Source organism: Paraliomyxa miuraensis (assembly GCF_026337845.1).
Lineage (GTDB): Bacteria > Myxococcota_A > Polyangia > Nannocystales > Nannocystaceae > Paraliomyxa > Paraliomyxa miuraensis.
Map to the genome: position 1 here is coordinate 100,199 of NZ_JAOVZF010000149.1, position 22,928 is coordinate 123,126.

20 protein-coding genes are annotated in these 22,928 nt (G+C 70.3%); 8 read left to right on the forward strand and 12 right to left on the reverse strand.

All coding sequences use genetic code 11. The annotated features are described in order from the left end of the window. Positions 1 to 20 precede the first annotated feature (20 nt). From OEB96_RS16135 to OEB96_RS16145, 3 genes are all read right to left on the reverse strand, one after another. Positions 21 to 743: a hypothetical protein gene (locus OEB96_RS16135; protein WP_266216778.1), complete on the reverse strand. Its 723-nt coding sequence runs from the start codon at positions 741 to 743 to the stop codon at positions 21 to 23. A gap of 76 nt (positions 744 to 819) precedes the next feature. Continuing rightward, on the reverse strand, positions 820 to 1,530 hold the full coding sequence (locus OEB96_RS16140) for a tetratricopeptide repeat protein (protein ID WP_266216779.1): 711 nt from the start codon (positions 1,528 to 1,530) through the stop codon (positions 820 to 822). A gap of 127 nt (positions 1,531 to 1,657) precedes the next feature. After that, positions 1,658 to 2,803, reverse strand: coding sequence for an outer membrane protein assembly factor BamD (locus tag OEB96_RS16145; protein WP_266216781.1), 1,146 nt, complete (start codon positions 2,801 to 2,803; stop codon positions 1,658 to 1,660). A 387-nt stretch (positions 2,804 to 3,190) separates the two neighbouring features. Between OEB96_RS16145 and OEB96_RS16150 the strand changes: the two genes are divergently transcribed. The 3 genes from OEB96_RS16150 (at position 3,191) to OEB96_RS16160 (ending at position 7,119) form a co-directional block, all read left to right on the forward strand. Then, positions 3,191 to 4,561, forward strand: coding sequence for an APC family permease (locus OEB96_RS16150; protein ID WP_266216782.1), 1,371 nt, complete (start codon positions 3,191 to 3,193; stop codon positions 4,559 to 4,561). A 105-nt stretch (positions 4,562 to 4,666) separates the two neighbouring features. Next, the gene (locus tag OEB96_RS16155) at positions 4,667 to 5,872 is read left to right on the forward strand and encodes an NAD(P)/FAD-dependent oxidoreductase (RefSeq protein WP_266216784.1); all 1,206 of its coding nucleotides are present in this window, start codon (positions 4,667 to 4,669) and stop codon (positions 5,870 to 5,872) included. Between the two features lie 29 nt (positions 5,873 to 5,901). After that, a complete protein-coding gene (locus OEB96_RS16160) occupies positions 5,902 to 7,119 on the forward strand; it encodes a hypothetical protein (RefSeq protein WP_266216785.1) in 1,218 nt (405 codons plus the stop codon). Positions 7,120 to 7,121: 2 nt separating this feature from the next. Here OEB96_RS16160 and OEB96_RS16165 read toward each other — a convergent pair whose 3' ends face one another. The 5 genes from OEB96_RS16165 to OEB96_RS16185 form a co-directional block, all read right to left on the reverse strand. After that, a complete protein-coding gene (locus OEB96_RS16165) occupies positions 7,122 to 7,532 on the reverse strand; it encodes a hypothetical protein (RefSeq protein WP_266216787.1) in 411 nt (136 codons plus the stop codon). 110 nt (positions 7,533 to 7,642) lie between these two features. Further along, positions 7,643 to 10,138 carry a S41 family peptidase gene (locus OEB96_RS16170; protein ID WP_266216788.1) on the reverse strand — a complete coding sequence of 832 codons (2,496 nt, stop codon included), beginning with the start codon at positions 10,136 to 10,138 and terminating at the stop codon, positions 7,643 to 7,645. A 54-nt stretch (positions 10,139 to 10,192) separates the two neighbouring features. Continuing rightward, the gene (locus OEB96_RS16175) at positions 10,193 to 13,144 is read right to left on the reverse strand and encodes a serine/threonine-protein kinase (protein ID WP_266216790.1); all 2,952 of its coding nucleotides are present in this window, start codon (positions 13,142 to 13,144) and stop codon (positions 10,193 to 10,195) included. A gap of 78 nt (positions 13,145 to 13,222) precedes the next feature. After that, complete coding sequence (locus OEB96_RS16180) at positions 13,223 to 14,905, reverse strand: FG-GAP repeat domain-containing protein (protein ID WP_266216791.1); 1,683 nt, start codon at positions 14,903 to 14,905, stop codon at positions 13,223 to 13,225. A 53-nt stretch (positions 14,906 to 14,958) separates the two neighbouring features. Then, positions 14,959 to 15,372, reverse strand: coding sequence for a type III secretion system chaperone (locus OEB96_RS16185; RefSeq protein ID WP_266216792.1), 414 nt, complete (start codon positions 15,370 to 15,372; stop codon positions 14,959 to 14,961). Between the two features lie 60 nt (positions 15,373 to 15,432). Between OEB96_RS16185 and xth the strand changes: the two genes are divergently transcribed. From xth to OEB96_RS16200, 3 genes are all read left to right on the forward strand, one after another. Next, the gene (xth, locus tag OEB96_RS16190; protein WP_266216794.1) at positions 15,433 to 16,212 is read left to right on the forward strand and encodes an exodeoxyribonuclease III; all 780 of its coding nucleotides are present in this window, start codon (positions 15,433 to 15,435) and stop codon (positions 16,210 to 16,212) included. Between the two features lie 170 nt (positions 16,213 to 16,382). After that, entirely contained in the window at positions 16,383 to 17,684 is a 1,302-nt protein-coding gene (locus OEB96_RS16195) for an OmpA family protein (protein WP_266216796.1), read from the forward strand. Positions 17,685 to 17,730: 46 nt separating this feature from the next. Next, positions 17,731 to 18,762, forward strand: coding sequence for a catalase family protein (locus tag OEB96_RS16200; protein WP_266216797.1), 1,032 nt, complete (start codon positions 17,731 to 17,733; stop codon positions 18,760 to 18,762). A gap of 62 nt (positions 18,763 to 18,824) precedes the next feature. On the opposite strand, the gene OEB96_RS16205 is transcribed toward OEB96_RS16200, so the two are convergent. Beyond that, positions 18,825 to 19,409: a hypothetical protein gene (locus OEB96_RS16205; protein WP_266216799.1), complete on the reverse strand. Its 585-nt coding sequence runs from the start codon at positions 19,407 to 19,409 to the stop codon at positions 18,825 to 18,827. Between the two features lie 117 nt (positions 19,410 to 19,526). Here OEB96_RS16205 and OEB96_RS16210 point away from each other — a divergent pair, with 117 nt between their 5' ends. Both OEB96_RS16210 and OEB96_RS16215 read left to right on the forward strand, forming a co-directional pair. After that, complete coding sequence (locus tag OEB96_RS16210; RefSeq protein ID WP_266216801.1) at positions 19,527 to 20,288, forward strand: hypothetical protein; 762 nt, start codon at positions 19,527 to 19,529, stop codon at positions 20,286 to 20,288. An 11-nt stretch (positions 20,289 to 20,299) separates the two neighbouring features. Then, positions 20,300 to 20,824, forward strand: a complete 525-nt coding sequence (locus OEB96_RS16215; RefSeq protein ID WP_266216802.1) for a hypothetical protein — start codon at positions 20,300 to 20,302, stop codon at positions 20,822 to 20,824. A gap of 35 nt (positions 20,825 to 20,859) precedes the next feature. Here OEB96_RS16215 and OEB96_RS16220 read toward each other — a convergent pair whose 3' ends face one another. The 3 genes from OEB96_RS16220 to OEB96_RS16230 form a co-directional block, all read right to left on the reverse strand. Further along, positions 20,860 to 21,015 carry a hypothetical protein gene (locus OEB96_RS16220; protein ID WP_266216803.1) on the reverse strand — a complete coding sequence of 52 codons (156 nt, stop codon included), beginning with the start codon at positions 21,013 to 21,015 and terminating at the stop codon, positions 20,860 to 20,862. After that, positions 21,012 to 22,343, reverse strand: coding sequence for an AAA family ATPase (locus OEB96_RS16225; RefSeq protein ID WP_266216805.1), 1,332 nt, complete (start codon positions 22,341 to 22,343; stop codon positions 21,012 to 21,014). Before OEB96_RS16225 ends, OEB96_RS16220 begins: the two co-directional genes overlap by 4 nt. A 132-nt stretch (positions 22,344 to 22,475) precedes the next feature. Then, a complete protein-coding gene (locus OEB96_RS16230) occupies positions 22,476 to 22,775 on the reverse strand; it encodes an SCP2 sterol-binding domain-containing protein (protein ID WP_266216806.1) in 300 nt (99 codons plus the stop codon). Positions 22,776 to 22,928 lie beyond the last annotated feature (153 nt).

The window sequence follows — 22,928 nt, forward strand, 5'->3', positions numbered from 1 at the left end:
TCAGTCAGTGAGCCAGCGGGTCAGCGGGGATCCTCGCAGAGGATCGCGAGCTCGGTCTGCCCTTCGCACGTCAGGCACATCTGCCCCACGTCCACCACGCAGTCGGGGGTCGGCACGATGGCGTCGCACGAGTACTGGACGAGGGTGGACGTGCTCGACGCCTCGAACCAGGAGATCTCGTAGGTCATGGCGACCAAACGTGCACCCACCCCGTACTGGTAGGGGTCCGAGCCTGCATCGAGCGACCACGTGGCCCGCAGCCCCGAGCCCATGAGCTGGTTCAGGATGCAGTCGTGGGCGGTCTGCCACTCGGTGGCATCGTTGGTGGGATCGAGGCTGCCGCAATCGAGCGCGGGGGTCTTGCTGGGATCGACCCAGGCGTCGAGCTCGACGTCCAGCGAGCTGCAGGTGTCGCCCGTGTCGGTGGTTGGGCACTCGCACTCGCACATCCACACGCTGGCGATGCAGGTGGCGGTGGGCTCGCACTCGGGGCCGCACTGCTCGGCGCAAGGATCGGGGCCGCAGCCGGGGCCGAAGGTGGTCGAGTCGGGGTCGACGCCGGTGGTGGTCGGCGGCGGGGCGGTGGTCATGCCGCTGGTGGCACTGGGATCACCCGCCGTGCTGCCCCCGGTCGAGCCGGTCTCATCGCTCGCGGGCGGAGGGTCGTCGCCCTTGCACGCGGGCAGGAGCAGCGGGACGAGGAGCAGCAGGGAGCGGAGGGAGCACGACGAGGGCGAAGGCATGCGCCCATGATGGCAGAGGCCGGCCCTTCGGGAGACCTCCGGCCTTCGAAACAGCAAGACCCTGGGCGAGACCAGCTCAGGCCTCGTCCGAGGCCGTCATGCTCAGGTAGACCTGGCAGCTGCGGTTGCTCGGGTCGCGCTCCAGCACGGCTCGCCACTGCTCTCGCGCCTTCTCGATCCGTCCGATGCGCCACAGGGTCACGCCGTAGTGCGTGCGCGCGGGAACGTAGTCGGGAGACAGGTCGCAGATCGCCTGGAACTCGTCGAGCGCCTCGTCGTAGCGGCCGAGGTCGCGCAAGGTGTTGGCGAGCTTGGTCCGGATGTCCACGAACGTGGGGCACACGCGGAGCGCCTTCTGGAACTCCACGATCGCGTGGTCGAGCATGCCCACGGCGGTGTAGGCCTCGCCGAGGTCGCGGTGCATGTTGGCGATCTTGCCGCGCGCGAGCGGCTCGAGCTGGTCCAGGCCTCCCGAGCCCCGCGAGTTGTGGGCCTGCTCGTAGAGCCGACGGCCCTCGTCGTAGCGACCCAGCTCGTTGTAGACCACCGACAGGTTGAGCGCGGCCTCGGTGTAGTGGGGGTTGATGGCGAGCGCCCGTTCGAACTCGGTGCAGGCCTCCTGGGGCCGTCCCTGCTCGTAGTGGATGAAGCCGAGCATGTTGTGGACGTCGGCGAAGTCTTCGTGGGCCTCTCGCACGGCCTCGAGGTGGGGCTTTGCGAGGCTGTACTCGCCGGCCTGGTAGTGCTCGCGGCCTGCGAGGAGGTGGTGCTTGATCTGCGGATCCATGGCCAGCGGGGGCGGCGAGCGGGGCCGCCCGCGTAGGGTACGTCAGACCGTCGGCCGTGTGGGCGACGGTCTGGCCCCGCTGGCCTCGAATCGCCCGGAATTAGGGGAGCGCCTTACGACGCTGGATCTAGGGTGAAGCGGCCGTGTTCGTCGCTTCGGAGCCCTCGTCCTCGCTCTCCTCGGGCTCGCTCTCTTCGGACTCGGGCTCCGCCTCCTCGTTCGTGGCGGGTTCCTCGCTCTGCTCGCCGGTGGCGGGCGCGGACTTCGTCGACTCCGCCTCGCTCGTGCCCTCGACCTTCTTGGTGGCGCCGGCCGGCGGCGTCGGCAGCCGCGGCGGCAGCTTGGCGGGCGTGGTCTCCGGCGCTGGTCCGGGCTCGGCCGCGAGCTCGGGCCGCTCGGGGCGCTCGCGGTTCTTGGGCTTGGGCGGCGGCACGGGGACCGGCGGGCTGCGGTCGGGGCGCTTGCGTGAGGGGTCGGCCGGGCCGTAGGTGTCGTAGATGTAACGGAGGTAGATCCGGGCCTGCTTGCCGTGGTGATGGGTGGGGTGCTGGCTCTGCAGCTCGCTGAAGGTCGAGCGCGACAGCTCGACCTCCTCCATTCGCAGGTAGGTGACGCCGAGCAGGAACAGCACCTCGGCGTCGAGGCCGATCCCGGGATACTGCGCGTGGGCCGACTCGAGGCGGCCGATCGCGGCCTCGGGCTTGTTGCGGTCGAGGTAGAAGCGCGCCACGTAGAGCTCGTGCGCGAGCAAGCGGCGGTTGATCTCGTCGCGCAGCAGCAGCGCGTTCTCGGCCGTGGGCGTGTCGCCGTAGTGGTCGAAGAAGTAGTCGAGCTCGAGCAGGGCCTCGCGCAGCCGGCTCTGGTCGCGCTGGTAGTCGGGCGGCAGCAGGAAGAACGACTGGGGGCCGTTCATGTAGGCCGACACCGCGGCCATGTAGCTGACCCAGCCGTTGCGCACGTGCTTGTGCGTGGGGTGCAGCTTGGCGAACTGCGCAAAGGCGTCCTGCGCCGTGAGGTAGTTGCCCTGCTCGAACTCGGCGCGGGCGATGAGCAGCTCGGCCTCCACCGCGAAGCGGCTGAACGGGAACCGGATCCGCACGAAGTCGGCGTACTGGATGGTCTCGTCCCAGTCCTCGTCGGAGAACTCGCCCAGCGCCAGCTCGTAGTTCTCGCGTGCAGTCTGGGCGTAGTCGGCCGAGAGATCGGGTCCGGACTTGCATGCGGTGGCGAGCCCCGAGGCCAAGCCGAGCGCCAGCGCCAAGCCGAGGCGCATCGACGGTCGGTGGATCCGACGAGGGGAGGGAAGGGAGCGCACGCGCATGAGCCGGCGGGCACGCTAGCCCCGGCATTTCGGGGCTGTCAAACCGAGAGGGGTCCATTCGGTGATCCGCCTCGCAGCCTTTGCGTGGCTCCCCGCGGGTGTCCGCGGGCATGACCGGGCCCGTCCCGGGCATGATCGGCGGTGCTCGGGCGTAGGAGCCGGGCGCGTGGGGGCGGAAGAGGCGCGCTCCGCCGCCTCGATGGCCCGCGATGGTTTTGCCGCCCCCGGCTCCGTCTTGCGGTACAGTCCGCCAAACCCCGTGCCCCGGCCCGTCCCTTGGCCCCGGATCCCGCTCGCGTGAGAGACCCCGACCACGAAGAATCTCGGTCCCTCGGACCCTTGGCCGCGGTGTCGCTGGTGGCGGGCTCGATGCTCGGCATCGGCATCTTCATCGCGCCGCCGGTCGTTGCGGGGCAGCTCGATCATCCGGGCACGTTCCTCTTGATGTGGCTCGCGGGCGGCCTGTCGGCGCTGTTCGGCGCGCTGGCGGTGGCCGAGCTCGGGGCCATGATGCCGCGGGCGGGCGGGGACTATCCGTACCTGCGCATCGCCTACGGGCCGGGCATCGCATTCGGGGTCGGCTGGCTGCAGCTGCTCGCGATCTTCCCCGGCTCGCTCGCCACGATGGCGGTGGGGACTTCGTCGTTCCAGCTCCCGGTGATCCTGGGTCGCTGGTACACGCTGCCGGCCGATCTCGGGCTCTCGCCCGAGATCGCGTGGGCCCTCGCGATCATCGTGGGTCTGACCGCGCTGAACCACGTGGGCGTGGTGCTCTCGGGGCGCTTCCAGGTGGTGCTCACCGGAATCCCGGTCTTGGTGCTGCTGGCCGCGAGCGTGGGCGTGCTCGTGTCTCGAGGCGTCGAGGGGGGTGCCTGGGGGTCGCAGGGTCCCATGCACGCGCCCGGTCTCGAGGCGGCCGCGCTGGCGTTCTTGCCGGTGTACTTCGCCTACTCGGGCTGGAACGCCGCGATCTTCGTGGGCGGAGAGATCCGCAATCCCGCCCGCAACCTCCCGCGGGCGCTGGTGGGCGGAACGCTCGGCGTCACGCTGCTCTACTTCGTGCTCTGCGTGGGCTTCCTGGCCGTGTTCCCCATGGCCGATCTCGCACGGGTGGGTGAGGCGGGCACGGCCGCGGCCCGCACCCTGTTCGGGGCGCTGGGCGAGGTGGGGGTGACCACCCTGATCGTGCTGGCCATGCTGGGCTCGATCAACGGGACCGTGCTCACGGGCTCGCGCATCGCCTACGCCATGGCTCGCCACGGGCACTGCATCAAGCCCGCGGGCACCCTGCACGCTCGCTTCCGTACCCCCGTGGTCGCGCTGTGGATCCAGGCCGCGTGGAGCATGGTGCTGGTGCTCACCCAGAGCTTCGAGCAGCTGATGAACTACACCTCGGCCGCCATGCTCATCACCGGCACCCTCACCGTGATGGCGGTGATGATCCTGCGGCGAAAGATGCCCGACACCACCCGACCCTACCGCGCGTGGGGCTACCCGGTGACGCCGATCCTGTATGCGGTCTCGAGCCTGGTGGTGCTGACGGTGCTGGCTCGGTCGCTCGATCCCTCGCTGTTCCTGGGCGCGGGGTGGTTCCTCGGGGCGCTGCTCGTCCACCACCTGTTCATGCGCAAGCGCGCTCCGGTGCCCGACAGCATGAAGGCCACCGTGCAGACCGGTCCGGTGGCCATGGCCTCGTCGCCCGACACCTGATCGCCTCGCCCTCCCGACCGATCGATCGACGCCCTCGCATTTGCGGCGCAAAGGCCTTGCGGTCGTGACGCAATCGACATGGAATCGCCGTGGGGGATCGATTCCATGTACGACGCAATCATCGTTGGTGCTCGCTGTGCGGGCGCGTCTCTTGCCATGATGCTGGCCCAGCGCGGACTCCGGGTCCTGCTGCTGGATCGCGCCAAGTTTCCCAGCGACAAGCCGCTGTCGACCCACGGGGTGCTCAAGACCGGGGGCGCCGTGCTGAAGCGGCTGGGATTGTTGCCAAGGGTGATCGCATCCAACTGCCCGCCGATCCGCACGTGCTTGCTCGATCCCGGGCCGTTCGAGGTCATGCTCGAGAGCCCCAGCGTGGGCGGGGTCGACGCCATGTATGCACCTCGTCGTTACGTGCTCGACACCGTCCTCGTGGAGGGCGCGACGGGGGCCGGCGCCGAGCTGCGCGAGCGGGTGGCGGTCACCGAGCTCGTGTGGGAAGGCGAGGGGGCAGAGGCACGGGTCGTGGGAGTACGGGGGCACGACCTCGAGACCGAGGCGCCCATCGAGGAGCGCGGGAGGATCGTCATCGGAGCCGACGGGGTTCACTCGCTCGTGGCTCGCCTGGTGAAGGCACCCCGCTACGAGGAGATCCCGCTGCTCACCGGGGTGTACTGGAGCTACTGGGAGGGCGTGCCGATCGAGACGGGGCTCGAGATGCACATGCGGCCGGGACGAATGATCGGGCTGGTCTCGACCAACGACGGGCTGACCAACGTTGGCGTCTACTTTCCCGTCGCCGAGTTCGAGCGCTTCAAGTCGGACGTGGAGGGCAACTTCTTCGCCAACCTCGAGCAGCACGTACCCGAGATCCACGAGCGGGTGCGCGCCGGCCGAAAGGCGGTGCGCTGGCTGGGCACCGGCTACCAGCCCAACTTCTTTCGCAAGCCGCATGGTTTGGGCTGGGCGCTGGTGGGTGATGCCTCGAGCCACCACGACTCGGCCAACCCCTCGGGCATCAGCTATGCGTTCGTCGATGCGGAGCGGCTCGCCGCGGCCATCGACGACGGCCTGGGCGGTCGTCGGCCGCTCGCGGATGCGCTCGCGGACTACGAGCGGCAGCGGAACGAGCGCTGGCTGCCCCACTATCACTTCCTCACCAAGATGCTCGAGCTCGACAAGCCGCCGTCACCCGAGATGATGGGGCTGCTCGGGCGGGTGGCCGAGGATCCCAAGGGCATTGGCGCGCAGTTCCTCGGCCTGGTCGAGGGCGACGACGCGTGCTACGGGCTGCTCCAGCCGATGGACCCGTAGCCGGGCCCGCCTTTGGTAGGATCCACCTCATGCGGACGTGGGCCTTGGCTTGGGTGGGGGGCGTGCTCGGGGGCATGGTGGTGGCCGCGGCCTGCGGCAGCGGGGGCACGGGGCAGGACGAGGGCGACGACTGCCCGATCGGGGCGCTCGAGTGTCCGTGCACCACGGGCGGGGCCTGCAACCCGGGCCTCGTGTGCGTGGCCGACCGGTGCATCAATGCTTCGATCGACACCGGCGACGACGACCCGAGTGCGTCCCAGGGGACGACCGCGGGCAGCGGCACGATGGGGGGCACAACCATGGGCCCGACCACGGTCACGACCGGCGAGCCCACCACCTCCGATCCGGACACCACCCACGGCGTGGTGTCTTCCTCCTCCGACGATGGCATCCTGCTCGACGTCGGCAGCGCGGAGACCGGGATCATCCCCACCATGGGCTGCCAGGCGATCGACATGCTGTTTGCGATCGATGGCTCGGCCTCGATGGCCGAGGAGCGGGCCGCCCTGGCCGCGACCGGCTCGTTCACGCAGGTGATCATGACCCTCGAGGGGCTCAACGGCGGCGGCATCGAGTATCGCATCGGGGTCACCGACGACGACGATCACGGCTTCCTCGTGCCGCCGGGGTGGTTCGATCCCAATCCATGGTTCGACTCGACCACGATGACCCCCATGGAGATCGCCAACGCGTTCAACGGCGCGGTGGGGCAGGTCGGGGGCATCGGCGGCGCGTCCACGGGGTGCGAGCACGTGCTGTCGAGCGCCACCGATCTGATCGACGGCGACCCGTCGGGGTTCGTGCGGCCCGATGCGCTGCTGGTGCTGGTGCTGCTGACCGACGTCGACGACTACGGCGCCTACGACCAGCAGGGGGGCAACACCTGCGGGCTCGGCTGCGCCACGCCGCCGTCGTCGTTGATGGGCCTCCACGATGCGCTCGTGGCCGCCAAGGGAGGGGACCCCACGGGGGTGGCCGCGATCGTGGTGGCCGGCGATCCCTCGGCGGCGGGGGGCTTCAACTTCTGCAACCAGCCGGGCAGCTGCGGGTGCGTGGAGCTGTTCCCGGGCCTGTGGGACTGCGACATCTTCCATGCCACGCGTCTCTACGACTTCGCGGGCATGCTGGGGGCCAACGGCCATGCCGCCGACCTGTGCGATGGGCCGATGTCGGTACCCACCGCGGTCGAGACGGCGCTGACCACCAGCATCGAATTGGCGTGCGTGAACTACGAGCCCGAGGGCTAGCCTCAGATCGAGAGCACCAGGTACTCGCCGCTGTCGGGCCCGAGCAGGACCATGCTCGCACGCTCCATCAGGTCGAAGGTGTGCATGGTCGGGCCCGCATGGACGTCGACGACGCCACCGACGATCTCCCAGTGGCCGTTGGCTCCGGCGAGGCGGATGTAGACGGGGAACCGCGCCAGATCGATGGTGTCCAGCGGCATGGGCGAGGTGGGGTCGTTGTCGTCCGGATGAGAGACGGCGTAGGCATGGCTCGCGTCGCCCAGCACGAATTGGCTGATGGAGTTGCGCTGGAAGTCGTTGTGACCGATGCGGTTGAGCCGGAACTCCCGGCCTCCCAGGCCCAGGTACACCGCACCCATGGTGCCGTTGTTACCCGTGGCGATCTTGACGTGGATCGTGGTGATGGCGGTCATCGTCGTCCTGGTGGTGGTGGTGTGACCACGATCTAGGGTGCGATCGATCGTCTGCACGATCGGCGCCGATGGCCCCGAGGAACTCTCACCGGCGCAGCGCGAGCCGCCGCCTACTGCAGCAGCGCGATGGCGGCGTCGAGCACCTCGTCGCGGCCGGCGCGGAGGCCCGCGATCGTGGGGGCCACCCATGCATCGGGCTGTAGGCCCACGCGCTGGAGCGGCGGTCCGGACAGCGGCACGACCGCTTGCCCCGTGAAGTACATCTCGGTGCCGTCGGGAAGCACGTGCGAGGTGATGTCACCGTTGGCGCCGGCGGTGGGGGTGCCCACGAAGCGAGTGCCATTGGCGACGCGCAGGAACATCCCCGTGTACTCCGCCTGCGAGACCGCGCGCTCGTCGATGAGCATCACGGTGGGGCCTTCGTAGCGCGTCACGTCGGCCCTGGGGAGCCTGGTGAGGAAGCGCGTGCGTTGGTCGCCGCTCGAGGGATCGAGGCTGCCGCGGCCGATCAGGGGCTGCAGGAATTCGGCCGCGGGCGTGGGTCCCGGGTGCCGATCGAGGTAGGGCGCGAGCGTCCACGCCGTGCCGCGCGGGTAGCCTCGCATGTCGAAGATGATGCCCTTGGTGTTCTGCAGGGCCTCGAACATCGCGGGAACCTCGTCGGGGGTCAGGCGGGTGAGGTCGACCAGACCGAGGGTACCGTCGGCGATGCGCTCGTAGGTGGGGCGATCGTACTCGGGCCAGCCGGTTCGCCTGGCCCGGTTCATGGAGATCGCGAGGCGCTCGCCGTCGCGATCGATCACCACGGGGACCGTGCCCTCTGTGGAGCCGGCCAGCACCTGCCAGGCGATCGCATTGCGGTGGGCGGCCATGGTGGAGCCGGCCACGAGCGGGGCTCGATCGACGAAGCGGTCGACCACCGAGACGCCGTCGATCTCGGAGAACACGTCACCCACCTGCAGCTCGCCGGCTCGCTCGGGGTCGATGATCCGGGCCACCACCACGCAGCCCTCGATCACGCGGGGCTCGATCGACGGCATCATGGTGCCGAGCACCTCCCGTACGTGGGGGGACCGCAGCATCGAGTGTCCGTCGTCGACGCTGGCGTTGAGCCGCAACAGCGCGCGTACGTAGGCGTCCGGGGTGTGGGCCGCGTCCATCGCCACGAGCGCCCGGGCCAGGGCGCCGCTCCAGCGTGGACGCGTGTCGGGGTAGGCGTGGAACACGTCGAGTGTGCTCCACACGTGGATCGCGTTGAGCATGCGGTGCTCGAGGTCGGGTGGCTCGGTGGGCGAGGGCCCCGCGGCGCCGGCAGGGGATGCCCCCGCAGGGGCCGCCCCCGAAGCGCTGGCCGAGGGCATGACGCGGCCGAGCGGGTGCATCGGCTCGAGCGCGAGCGAGCGGGGGCGGATGCGATGGCGCGCGAGCAGGGTGCGGGCACGGGCGATCGGATCGTCCACGGTGATGGCGCTGGCCTTGAGCGCCGGGGTGCCCCCGCGATACTCGGGGTCGGCCACGCGGATCTCGTAGTGGCCATCCGCCAGGGGATGCATCGCGGTGGGGGTGAGCACGCGTGCATCGAGGGCCTCGGGGCTGACGATCACCGCCCGACCTCGCTCGTAGAGGGGCAAGGCGATCCCGGGGAGCACCTGCCCGTCACCGACCACGAACGCGACCACCGGCGGGCGGGCGTCTCGCCGGCCCTCGACGCGGATGGCCGCGCTGGACTCGAACGCCTCGTAGTAGCCGCCCGAGGTGGCCATGGCCTCCGAGGGGAACCCGTGGAAGACCCGGCTGCGCCGGGTGGGGAGCGTGGCCATGCCGTCGAGGAGCACGGGATTCCAGCGCTCGAATGCCACCTCGACCGCCTCGGCGAAGGCGGCGGGCCACTGTCGCAGATCGAACACGATGCGGTCGGCCTTGGCCAGCTGCTCGGCGATCGCGGCCGTCATGGCGGGATTCCACGGCTGGACCTTGGCGAAGTCGACGACCACGGTGCCCTCCACCTCGGTCACCGGTTCCTCCGAGGCGGTGGTGGAGGTGGTGGCCTCGGACGAAGCGGGCTCGGGTGGGACCACGCGGGTGGCCGGATCGCCGAGCTCGGCCAGCATCGTGCCGATCGCTTCCCGCATGGCCGCGTCGGTCTGGGCCGCGCGTACGCGAGGGATCGCGCGCAGCAAGGCTCCGTCCCAGTCGATGGGCTTGGTGGCGAGCCAGGGGTGGGCGAAGCGGACCTGCGACCAGACCTCGGCCAACGCGACCAGGCGCTGGATGTCGGGCGGGGCCGCGGTGGTGTCCAGCGGGCGGCACACCAAGCCCGCGCCGGCCGACTCCATCGCGCAGTACTGGTCCTCGGGGCAGGGCGCGTCGCCGGTGAACGAGCATGGTCGCTCGCAGGCGTGGCGCGGAGGGCTCGGGCGCTCGACGATGGGGTAGTGCTCGATGCAGGTCAGGCCCGCTCCACAGGCCGGGCCATCGCCACAGCCGTCGCTCGCGGTCGTGGCCGGTGCGGGCCGCTCGGGGGCGATGGTCGGGGCCGGAGCCTTCGGACGACATCCACCCAGGGATCCAACGACGGCGAGCACGAGCATCCAGCGAGATCGCATGCCCGAAGCGTAGCGGAATCGAGCGGCGCCCAGGCGAGCGCTCGGTTCCCGCGGTCAGGGCGTCGTGAGCTGCTCGGATGGAGGCGGGGGCGCCAAGACCTCCCAGCCGTGTCGCTGCGCCAGCTCGTGCAGCAAGAGCCGCTCGGTGGGCGCCTCTTCCTCGCCCAGGGCCGCCTGTGCGCGCTCGAACAGCTCCTGCACGCGCGACACCTCTTCGCCGCGCAGGCTCAGCACCTTGGCCATGACCAGCCGCACGAACGCACGCTCGACCGGGGTCACGGAGGGATCGTCGGCGAGCAGCAGAGCACGGCTGGCCGCCGACATCGCTCGATCGAGCTGCTGGAGATCGAGCAGGTTGTGCGCCAGGTTGCCCATCGAGGTGGTCAGCGAGGGATGGTCGGGCCCGTACACCCGCTCGCGGATCTCGAGCGCTCGCTCGCGCAGCGGCAGTGCCTCGGCGTGTTGATCGAGCTTCTCGAGCGCGTTGGCCACCTCCTCGAGCCCCGAGGCCACCTGAACGCTGTCGGGGCCCGTGGCTCGCTCGGTGATGGCCAGCGCACGGCGTTGCTCGGCGAGCCCCTCCTCGAAGCGCTCGGTGCGGCTGAGCAGCACTCCCAGGTTGCGGTGGGTCCGGGCCACGTCCGCGTTGTCGGGCCCCAGCGCCTTGGTCCGCAGCTCGAGCACCCGGCGGAAGTTCTGCTCGGCCTCCGATAGCCGGCCCACGGTGGCCTGGCTGATGGCCAGGTTGTCCAGCAGGCTCACCGAGTGCAGGTTGTCGGGTCCCAGCTCGTGCACGATCTGCGCGTAGCCGCGCTCGTACCAGCGCAGCGCCTCCTGGGGGTCGCCCTTGCGATCGTGGATGTACCCCAGCATGCCCATGGCCACCGCCACGCGGTGGTGCTGGGCGCCCAGGGTCTTCTCCCAGGTCAGTCGGGCCTGCTGGGCGCGCTGCAGCGCTTCTTCGAAGGCGCCGGTCTCGGCCAGGGTGCCGGCCAGGTTGTTGTACATCGAGGCCAGGCGCAGCTCGCTCTCGCCGGCCTCCTCGGCCAGCTCGATCGCGCGGCGCTGGTGGACCAGCACGTCCTCGGGGCGCGCGTCGTGGTCGAGCACCAGGGCCAGGTTGTTCTCGAGCTGGGCCTGCAGCCGGGGATCGCCGCCGAGGCGCTCGAGCGTGGCCCGACAAAGGCGCGCCCAGAGGTGGCCACGATCGGTGTGGCCCAGCCGATCGCCCTCGACCATCACCAGCAGGATCCGAATCTCGGCCAGCATCGGGTCGTCGCGAGCGATCTCGGCGGCGACCTCGGCGTCGAGCAGCACCGTGCGGGCCTCGGGAGCCTCGCCCTTGGCCTCGAGCGCCGCGCCCAGGGCCAGGCCGGCGTGGGCGCGCAGCGGGGGGTACTCGAGCTCCTCGGCGCGGCGCAGCGCGGTGCGAGCGGCCACGACGGCCTGGTCGACCTTGCCCGCCCGCTCGAGCGCCTGCGCATGACCGACCGCAGCCCGGGTGAGCTCGACCTGCTGACGGCGCTCGGGGTCGCGCGGCAGCGGCTGACGCTCGCGAAGCGACATCACGTCGCCGCAGCTGGCCACCGTGGGCAAGCCATCGACGATGGCCAGCGCGTGGTCCACCACGTCGGCATCGGCCTCCGACAGCAGGGTGATCGCGTCGCCGAGATCCTCGAGGCGCTGCCCCAGGCACGCCATGCGCAGGTCGAGCAGGGCCTCGCTCTGCTCCTTGCGCACGTGGGTGGCCTCGCATGCGTCGGTATGGGCGTCCATCCAGCGCCGTGCGTAGCCGTCGAGCGCCTCGAGGGTCGCGTCGCGGGTGTGCTCGGCGTGGCCCCGGCTCACGCCTCCGATGGTCGCGGCCACGTTGGTGCGCGCCTCGTCGGTCCACACCGTTCGCAGGCGCTCGCTGGCGGCGGTGCACACGGGGCCGTCGGACGTGAGCTGGGCGTAGCCGATCGCGCTGGCGCCCATCAGCACGACCACCGCCGCTCCCAGCCCCGCCCGTCGCCAGCGTCGCCCGGGATCGCGGCTGAGATCGGAGAGCAGCGCTCGCATCGACGGATAGCGGGCCTTGGGATCGGCCTGCAGACCTCGCCGCAGGAGCTTGCGCAGGTGCCCGGAGAGCTTGCCCCGCGGCGGCTCCTGCAGCCGCCCGTCCTTGATGTTGGCGATCAGCTCGTCGTCCTTGCCCGGATACGGGGGGCGGTCGCACAGCGCCTCCCACAGCGACACGCAAAAGGCGAACTGATCCGCGGCCGGTCCCACCTTGTCCCGGTCGAACTGCTCGGGCGCCATGTAGGCTGGCGTGCCCTGGCGCCGCCCCTGGGGAGCGGCGGTCGCCCCCTCGATCCGAGGCCCCTGCGTGTCGACGCGAGGCTCGCCCTCGGCGGGGGTGTCGCTCTGCAGCCGCGCGAGGCCGAAGTCGAGCACCTGGACCCGCCCGTCGCGACCCACGATCGCGTTGTCGGGCTTGAAGTCGCGGTGGACGATGTCGGCCGCGTGCGCGGCCACCAGCGCCTCGCCGGCCTGGAGGAACGCGCCCATCACCTCCTTGAGCGTGCGTGGCTTGGTCTTGAGCCAGCGCCGCAGGGTCTCGCCCTCCACGAAGTCCATCGCCACGAACATGCGGCCGTCGACGAAGCCCGCGTCGTGCACCGCGACCACGTTGGGGTGGGAGAGCTTGGCGAGGGTCTGGGCCTCGCGCAGCATGCGGCCCTGGCTCTCCTGCGAGCCCGACTCGGAGGTGCTGCGCGAGCGCAGCACCTTCACCGCCACCTTGCGGTCGAGCTGCTGATCGTAGGCCGCGTAGACCACCCCCATGCCGCCGCGCCCCAGCCGGTAGAGCACCACGTAGCGTCCGATGCGGGAGCCGCTGGGCAGCTCGCCCTCGGCCCGCCATCGTCCCGACACGTCGCGCCGCCGCGTCCGCCCTCGCGAGCGCGTGCCGCCGTCGGTGGTCCTCATGACCGCCGAGACGGAGTGTGGATCGACGTCGCTCACCGCGACCAATAGGTTCCCTCGAATCGTCGGTGCGGCTCAAGGGGGGCCGTCCGGAACCGGTCGGCGCCAGCGCTCGCGCTATCCCGCTGGATCGGGGATGCACACGCCTCCGCCCTCGATCTGGGCGTTGGTGCGGAAGGTGTTGAGCGACTCCCAGCTCGGCGGCTCGAACTGCGGGATCGTGCCATCCTCGCGGACGTTGGTGACGTGATAGGTGTGCTGGTTCCAGATCCGGCGGGCCTGGATCCAGCGGTCCTGTACGTCGCGGATCACCTGAACCGCCGGGGCCGTGGCCCCGCCACCCGAGATGGGCTCGTTGCTCACCACCACGATCTCGGCCGAGCCGTCGTTGTCCACGTCGGCCACCACGGGATACTCGGTGCCGGTTCGGCTGGTGCGCGGGGTCTGCAGCAGGACGTTGCCCATGGCGTCGAACACGAACAGGAACGTCTCGTCCGCGTACATGGCCTCGGCATCGCCGTCCCCGAGGAAGTCGAACGCCGTACCGGCCGCGACCCCGCTGCCGTCGAGCACCGGGGCCGACCACAGGATGCTCGCGTCGGCCTCGTACACGCTGTACTGGTTGCCCGAGCTGACGGCGTACTCCGCTCGCCCGTCGCCGTCGAAGTCGTGGATGGTGGCGGGGCGCAGCCAGGTCAGGCCGCCCGCGGGGGCCCCGGTGGGGCGCAGGCCCTGGTAGGTGACCGCGCCGTCGTGCTCGAGCAGGGCCAGCCCGTTGGCGTTGGTCACCAGCACCTCCGGCAGGCCGTCGTCGTCGAGGTCGGCGATCTGCGGGTAGCCGGGGCCGATGCCCGAGTTCCACAGCAGGGTGCCGTCGTTGCGGATGGCGGCGTGCCCCAGCACCATCTCGAGGTCGCCGTCGCCGTCGAGGTCGGCCGCGGCGGTGGCCGAGTTGGCCCCGGCGGACTGCGGCGCGGTCCACAGCAGGTTGCCCTGATGATCATGGAGCTGGTTGCCGGCCACGATCTCCACGTCGCCGTCGTTGTCCATGTCGGCCAGTGCGATCGCCCCGATGTAGTAGCCCGGCCACGCGCTGGCGCTCTGCCACTTGAGCGTGCCGTCGTGCTCGAAGGCCAGGAGGTTGCCGGTGGAATTGGCGCTGATGATCTCGGGCAGGCCGTCCCCGTCGATGTCGCCGAGCGCCGGGGCCACCGAGAAGTCCACCAGGGTGGGAATGGTGAAGTGCAGGGCCCCGGTCGCGCCGTCGAGCACGTGGATGTGGGCCGGGCCGCCGAGCGTGGCCCAGGCCACCGCCACGATGTCGGGCACGTCGCACAGATCGATGGTGCCGTTGCCGTCGTCGTCGGTGAGGTTGGCGACCAGCGGAGTGACGACCACGTAGATCTCGTCCCCTTCGCCCATCCACTGCCACTGCACGTCGGGTTCGAAGCTGTCGGGAGGCGCGGTCTGCATGCAGTCACCCACCGCGTTCATGTCGTCGACGACCTCGCACGACGGCGGCATCGTGCCGGGCACGTCGGGCAGCTGGCCCATGTCGAACTTCGGCACCGAGCCGGTCTCGTCGGCCGTGCCGGAGGCACCGTCGGTGTCGGCCATGGTGCCCGCGCTCGTCGGCTCGTCGGGGCCCGTGCTCGCGGTGTCCGTCGAGCCGGGTCCGGGGCCGAGCGTCGTGATGGGCGGGGTTCCGTCGTCGGCCTCCGGGTCGCTGCACGTCGCGACCCCGAGGCATCCGACCATCGCCAGCCAACCGTGGCGTCGCTGCATCCGTGAGCGGCTCATCGCATCTCCCCCCGCACCTCTTCTATCACGAGGGACGTGGCACGGGGGCGTGCTCAGTTGACCGCGCCGCCGTGTCCTCGCGGGGGCAGGCCGAACACCAGCGCTCCGCTGCTGAACGTGGTGCCGAACGTCTCCACCAGGTTGGCGACCTGCTGCAGCGCCGACTCGGCCAGCTCCGCATCGAGCGAGGACAGGGGGTGGATGAACGCCGCGTAGAGGACGCCGTCGCTGGTGGCATAGCGGGCGTCGAGGGTGGTGTGGAAGTTGGCCTCGAGGCATGCATCGCGGACGTCGTCGCTCACCTCGTCGAGCTCGGCGATGGGGGCGATGAGCCGCATGCGGTCGTAGTGGACGTCGACCATGCAGGCCAGCGCCACGTCGTCCAGCCGCAGCTGCCAGCGGCCGTCCTCGCCTTCGATCTCGTCCGCTGCCTCGCGGAGCACCCGTTCCAGGTCTTCGGGGGTCACGTGCCCCGAGGATAGCGCGCGGTGGGAGCGCTGGGTCCGCGGTGTTAGCCTCCGGGCCGCATGCCGACGCCCCTGTCGATCATGAGCTGGAACGTCAACTCGATTCGCGCGCGGCTCGATCACGTGCTGACGTACCTCTACGACAATGCCCCCGACGTGGTGTGCCTGCAGGAGACGAAGGTCGAGGACAAGCTGTTCCCGCGCGTCCCGTTCATGGAGCTCGGGTACGAGGTCCACGTGCACGGCGGCAAGGCCCTGGCGGGGGTCGCCACGCTCACCAAGGCCAAGGCCGAGGAGGTTCGTGGGGGCTTTGCGGAGGGCGAGCCCGATCGCCATCCGCGGATCCTGATGGTACGCGTGCAGGGCGTGCGGATCTACAACCTCTACGTGCCCAACGGAACCGAGCTGGGGGGCGACGCGTTCGCATACAAGCTCGCGTGGCTGCGGCGCCTGCGGGCCGAGCTCGATGCCACCTGCTCGCCCACCGAGCCGCTGGTGATCGTGGGCGATTTCAACATCGCTCCGGACGAGCGCGACGTGTTCGATGCCGAGCGCTTCGTGGGGCGGCTGCTGTTCACCGACGAGGAGCACGAGGTGCTCGCCAACCTCGTGGCGTTCGGGCTCCGGGACTGCTTTCGCCTGCACGTGAGCGAGGGCGGGCACTATAGCTGGTACGACTACCGGACCAACGGCTTCGAGCTCAACGAGGGCCTGCGGATCGACCACGTCTACGCCACCGCCCCGATGGTGGAGCGGTGCGAGGAGGTGATCCACGATCGCAAGCCACGGAGCTGGGAGGTGCCGTCGGACCACGTTCCGGTGATCGCCCGGTTTTCGTGAGGCCAGGTTGGTCGTGTAATCACGGTGGGTCGTGTAATCACGGTAGGGCCAAGTCCATGACCACACTCTCGATGTCCCCGCGTACGGTGCTCGTCGTCCTCCTGCTCGCAAGCCCGCTCGTGCCGTCTTGCTCGGCTCCCGCCACGTCCTCGGGCGAGGGAGGCGCGGTCGTGACGTCGCCATCGGCGGCCGACGAGGCCAAGGCGGCCACGCCGTCGTCGAGCGCGGGTGCTCCGAGCGACGACGTCGCGCCCGCCCCGAAGACCGACGCGCCCGCCCCGAAGGAGCCGGCGGCGATCGATCTGCTCACGCTCGGGGCCGGGGCCGTGGTGGTGTCGTCCTCGCCGGCCGCCGAGAAGGCCTCGCTCGTGGCCCTCGACGGGGACGATCGCACCACCACGATCGGCATCCCCCGCAAGGAGCCGCTGCCCCACGTGTTCGTGGTCGAGATGCCCGCCGCGACCACGTTCGAGCGCTTCGAGGTGCCCAAGATCGACGAGTTCGGCGCAGCCAAGGGTCGTCACGTCAAGACGGTGCGCCTCGAGGGCTCCTCCACCGCAGCCGACCAGGGGTTCTCGCCGCTCCTCGAGTTCGAACTCCGGGCGGGGGTGGATGCCGCGCAGGGCTTCGCGGTGAAGGAGCCTCGCGCCATTCGCTGGCTGCGGGTGACGTTCGTCGATCGCATGGAGGCACCGCCGAGCGACGTGGACTCGGCGCGCTTCTCCGATCTGCGGGGCTTCGGCTCGCAGGAGACGATCGTCGTGCCCCCCGGGACCTTCGAGGGACGCTGGCGACTGCGTCGGCTCGGCATCAACGACGAGCCCGGGCTGAACGTGATCGAGCTGTGGCAGCGTGGCGACGAGCTCGGCGGCTGTCAGAGCCTGGGCGGCCAGCAGTCGACGATCTCGGGCTCGATCGTCGATGGTCTCGCTCGGCTGGTGGCCGAGAACGACAAGGGCCAGCGCTACCCCTCCACCGCTCGCGTCACCACGGCGGGCGAGCTGGTCGGGATGAGCTTCAACGGGCCCGCGCGGGTGTACTACGCCGCACCCGATCCCTCGGCCGCGGCCCCGTGCACACCGCCACGCGAGCCGACCAATGCGGTCGCCCAGGCGCTGAAGGACGGGCACGTCGCCGTGCTCTATGGGATCCACTTCGACGTCGACCAGGACGTCCTGCGTCCCAGCGCCAAGCCGGCGCTCGAGCAGCTGTTGGCCGCGCTGAAGGCCACCCCCACGCTCTCGGTCGTGATCGAGGGGCACACCGATGCGCAGGGCTCCGACGCGCACAACCTCGACCTGTCCCAGCGCCGCGCGGCGGCGGTGGTGCAGTGGTTGACCGAGCGTGGAATCGCCGCCTCGCAGCTGTCGGCCGAGGGGCGAGGGGAGGCGGAGCCGATCGCCGACAACGAGACCTCGGCCGGGCGCGCGCTCAATCGTCGCGTGGAGGTCGAGCCCCGCCCGTCGCCGTGATGGGGTGATTTGACACGGCCGCGTCGCATGGACACGATCCGCCGCGATGGCGACCACGGGTACGGGATGGCGTGAGGAGATCGGGCCGGGCGAGGCCGAGCGCTTCGAGGCACTGGCGGCCCGCCTGGTGCCCGAGTCGTCCAGGGAGGGGAGGGCGCTGCATCGCTACGGCCAGATCGGTCTGGCCGGTCGGTTCGAGGTGCTCGACGGGCTGCCCGCGGCGGTGGCCCAGGGGCTGTGCGCTCGGCCGGGCCGCTACGAGTGCTACGTGCGCTTCTCCTCGGGGGCGGGCGCGGTACAGCCCGACCGGATCCCCGATCAGCGCGGGCTGGCGATCAAGGTGGTCGGGGTCGAGGGCACCAAGGTGATCCCGGGGCTCGAAGCAGCCAAGACCCAGGACTTCCTCGCGATCCTGCCCTCGACGTTTCCGTTCGTCGATCCCGAGGTGTTCGTGGGTCTGGTGGTCGCCGCCCGCGAGCGAGGCGTGCGGGGGCTGGCCGGCTTCCTCATCGGGCGCCTGGGATTCTTCGGCGGCCTGGGCATGCTCGCGAAGCTGGCTCGCTCGATGGACAAGGGCAAGCAGAGCCTGGCCGAGCGCACCTACTTCGTGCCGGTCCCGATCCGCTGGGGCGAGGCGGCGGCCAAGCTGCGCCTGCGTCCCGTCGAGCGTCCGCCCACGCCGGCTGCACTGCCCAGGGGCGAGCACCACCTGGCCGACGAGCTGCGCGCCCGCGTGGCGGGTGCGCCGATTCGCTTTGCGGTGGACGTGCAGCTCTACGTGGATGCCGAGCGCACGCCGATCGAGGATCCCACCGTGCAGTGGACCGAGGCGGTGAGCCCGTTCGTCGAGGTGGCGCGGCTCGAGATCCCGGCGCAGGACCCCGCGTCGGCGGCGGGCGAGCGGCTGACCGAGGTGATCGAGGGGTTGTCGTTCGATCCGTGGCACGCGCTGGTCGAGCACCGACCGCTGGGGTCGATCATGCGGGCGCGAGGGGTGGCGTATCGCGTGAGCACGATGGCGCGGGGGGCCTCGTCCGAGCTCGAGGTGGTGCCGCCGTCCGAGCTGGGCTCGGGCTGACGCGCCCGGGCTCGCCGGGACGACGACACCCGCGGGCGGATTGGGCATGCGTGAGCCCGGCGTCAGGGCGCGGCCGCCTTGGCTTCACCGCCGCCGTAGCGTCGGGTGCAGCGCTCGGCGAAGTCGTCGGTGGCGCCCGGGCCGAACATCGCCATCGACGCGTTCTGATGCGCGCTGGTGAGGCAGGCGCCGAACTCGACCGAGCCCGTGGCCGTGCAGTTCTCCACGAACTTGCGCAGGTCGGGCTCCTTGGTTCGGTTCCAGCGCTCGAGCTCGGTCGCGTCCGACGCGAGTCGCTGCTGCTTGAACTCGTCGAGCGCCGCGCCGGCTTCCTGGCACGCGGTGGCCACGTCGGCGGGGAGCGGCTGCGGCAGCTCGGTGATCTTCTGGAGCTCGGCCTCGCGAGCCTCCGCCGCTTCCTTCTCGGCCTTCTCCCGCAGCGCCTTCATGCCGTCCTCGGTGACCTTGGTGTCGGTCTTCGCGGTGTTGTCGAACGCCTTGGCGAAGTCGGGGGCGTCCTTCTTCTTCTCGCCGTCACAGCCGGCCACGCCAACGACGAGGGGCAGGGACGAGGCCAGGCCGAGCAGCCAGCTCGAGGGTACGAGCGTGCGGCGGCCGGCGCGACGAGCTTGGTGGGTTCGAGTCATCGTGGGACCTCCGAGAGCACGAGGGTAGTGCGGACCCGGCGGGTCGTCCACACCTGGGCCGGGCGTTGCGATCGGAAGACCGCCTCCTAGGCTGTGCTCCACGAAAGGAGGACATCGATGCCGACCGTGGTGCTCGCCGGTGGAGCCCGATCGACCTTCGACTCGGCGCGGCTCCGTCGCTCGCTCGTGACCCGAGGGCTCGGCGAGTCGCTCGCCGACGAGATCGTCACGAGGGTGGAAGCGGCGCTTCCCGATGATGCGGAGATTCCCACCGCCATGCTCGATGGGCTGGTGGGCAACACCCTGCTCGCGGCTCCCGTGCCGCCCGCCGCGGGGCCCGACGACGCGAGCGTCGAGGCGCTGGTCGAGGCGGCATTCGAGTTCGGTGCGCCTGGAATCGAGCAAGCATTCGTGGCGGGCATGCTGGTGGGCGAGAGTCCGATTGCTCGCGAGCGCCTGCTGAGCAACCCGCGGGTGGTGCTCGGCATGGCCGAGACCGTGATTGCGGGGGGGCTGGTGGTCCACCCGTTCCTCGTCATCCACCACCTCAAGGCATTCATCCAATGGATCCTGTGCAAGCTCGGCCGCTCCGCGGCCAACAAGGTCGCCGGGGAAGCCGGCAAGGAGGTCGCCGAGCGGGTCTGGGTCGACGCGGCCAAGAACGGCTGGAAGGGCGTACTGCGGCGCCTTGGCGTGCTCGGCGTCGAGGTGCTCACGCTCGAGGTGGTGGTGGTCCTCAGCGAGCGCCTGCTCGAGGATCGGAGCGTCGACTCCCGGACGAAGGAGCGGCTGCGAGCGCTGCTTGGACAGGTACGGAAGGGGGCGATCGATCCGGACCTCGGAGCCGATCAGATCGAGCGCATCATGATCGGGGACTGACGGTGGAGCGCGTGACCCGAGAGCTGACGACGTTCGTGGTCGTCCACCTCGAGCCATTCCGAGCGCTGGTGGGCGGCGAGCGCATCGAGGAGCTGGCGGAAGCGCTCGCCGCCGCCACCATCGAGCTGGGGGCCGCAGCGCCACCGCGACGAGGGGAGGAGCAGCTCTCGTACGAGAGCGTCGCCTGCATGCGCGACACGCTGGTGCGTCAGAGCCCGACCCTGCGGGCGCTGGCCGAGTCGTCCGCGATGGCTTCGCTGCGCGCGGCGAGCCTCATGGCGCTCGACGAGCCGGACCAACGCGAGGTCCCGAGACTCACCGAGTCGCCGCAGCGCCTGCGGTGGCGGGTCGGGCTGCGCCGCGAGCTCGGTCGGGAGTTGCAAGTGGAGGGCTTGCAGGACGACGAGATTCGCTGGATCCTGGCCGATGGCCTGATGGGCTGGTGGGGGATCCTCGAGAACCTGTGGCGACTGTACAAGGTGATGCGGGCCTACGAGCGCGCACGAGCGACGGTGGGGGCTCCACCGCCGCCGTAGACGGCCGGCTCGCTCCAAAGGGCGGACGGCGCGGTTCAGACCTGGCGCAGCTCGGGGGCAACCTCGAAGTGCTCCCTGAGACCAGGCACGAGATCCGGGTTCCGCTTCATCTCCTCCCAGACCATGCGATGGTGGAGTCGACCGAACTCGACGAGACGCCGCTGACGCTCGTGGTCCTCCAGGCGGATCATGGAATGCCCTCACCTCGGGTGACGGTCGGGAGGATCGTGCGCAGGTAGTCTCGCTCCGCCTCCTCGTCGGGCTCGAGAGGCTCCCTCCTGGCCTTGAGGTTGAGGTCGGCCAGGCGCAGGAGCTTGCGGCGACCCGAATCGGAGCGGGTGGGCACCACGCCGAAGCTCTCGGTCTCATAGGCGTCGAGGACGTTGCCGTACAGGAGTCGATCACGATCCGCGCCGCGGACGAAGCCGCCAGCCTCGTCCGAACCCGGCGGAGGTAGGCGGTAGATCGTGCCGCGCTCGGCCGCCTGGCACACGAGCGGGCTGTGGGTGGTCACGATGAACTGCATCCGGGGGAAGCGCTCGAGGAACCACTGGCCGACTCGGCGCTGCCACTGAGGGTGGAGGTGGGCGTCGATCTCGTCGATGAGGACCACGCCGGGGACGACGACCTTGCCCTCGGCATCGAAGATGCGGTCACCACCGAATGCAGCGACGAGGTTTCGCAGCAGTTCGAACGAGAGGCTCAAGATGGAGCGATAGCCGTCGCCGAGGTCGTCGACGGGGATGTCGTTGCCATCTCCGTCCACGAACAACACGTCGTCCGAGGTGACGTCCGTGATCCGGGTCTGGTGCGGTAGCAGGCCAGACTCGTTCATCAGCTCGAACAGTCGTTGCAGCAAGCGTCCTGCCGCACCGCCGTCGGCGTGGCCACCCTTCTCGGCCTCGAGCGCCTTGAACTTCAAGTCGTACAACCAGTCGGTGGCCCGGGACAGTGCGACGCTCTCACTGAAGACGGTGAGGTGCCGGGCGAGGCGGGGGTGCGTATCGAAGAGCCGCTCGAGGTACTCGTCGCCACCTCCAAAGCGGCGGAAGGGGCCATAGGAGGATGAGAACCAGCCCTTGAGACCACTCCAGACGTGCTCTCGGGGCCCGTCGTCGCTCGACAACTCGACCACCTCGTTGGTGACCATCTCTCCGTGGACCTCCCTCTTGGGGAGCCGAATGAGTCGGATCTCTGCATCGACGTCCTCGGGGGTCGGTACGGATTGCTCGCTGAGATACCAGTCGATGCTGGCGTGCCTCTTCAGGTGCAGGCCGATCGAGCCCTCGGTGCAACCCTTGCGCAGCCAGGTACCCCAGTCCTGAAGCAGGGCCGGAGCTTGATCGGGGCCGTTGAGCGCGAGTGCGATCGCCCGGAGCACCGAGCTCTTGCCCGAGCCGTTGTCCCCGAGGATCACGTGCCAGCCCGAGAGATCGTCGCCGGTCACGTGCTGCTCGACGTCCCATGTCAGCTCCGCGATCGAGCGGATGTTGCGGATCGAGACGCTGCGTAGGTGCACGCCCGCAGCATACTCCCTGCGGAGGTGCCCACAAGCCGGCTCCGAGAACGCCTCGAAGGCCCGAGCAATCCCGCGAGCGGATACCCGGGCCGATGCGGTCCAGCAGTACTGGTGACGAAGCCCGTGTGGGCCTCACCCAACCAGCGAGCCGAGCTTCATGGCCACGCCCATGTCGCCCTCGATCCGCAGCTTGCCCAGACCGAAGGCGGTCATCGGGTTGAGCTCGCCGGCGATCATGGCCGTCAGATCGTCGAGCGTGACGCCGACCGTGCAGTCCGCGTCCTCGTCGTCGTTGGTGACGGTGTTGGGCGAGCTCGTGCCGTCGAGCAGGATGACGCCGTCGTCGCCGAGGTCGAACTTGAGACGGGCAGCGAGGCCGGAGTCGGCACCCATCTTCTCGCGGATCTTGGTGGTCAGGTCTTCGAGGCTCATGCTGCTGCGCTGCTTACTCCATCCCAGGGGGCTCGTCCAGGGGGTCCCGCGCTTCGCCAACCGTACGGTCGTACGCTTTTCGATCGCCAACAACCGCCGTTCATGGCCTCGTATGGCCAATCGGACGGTTGGCTCTTCCGTTTCCTTGCGGGG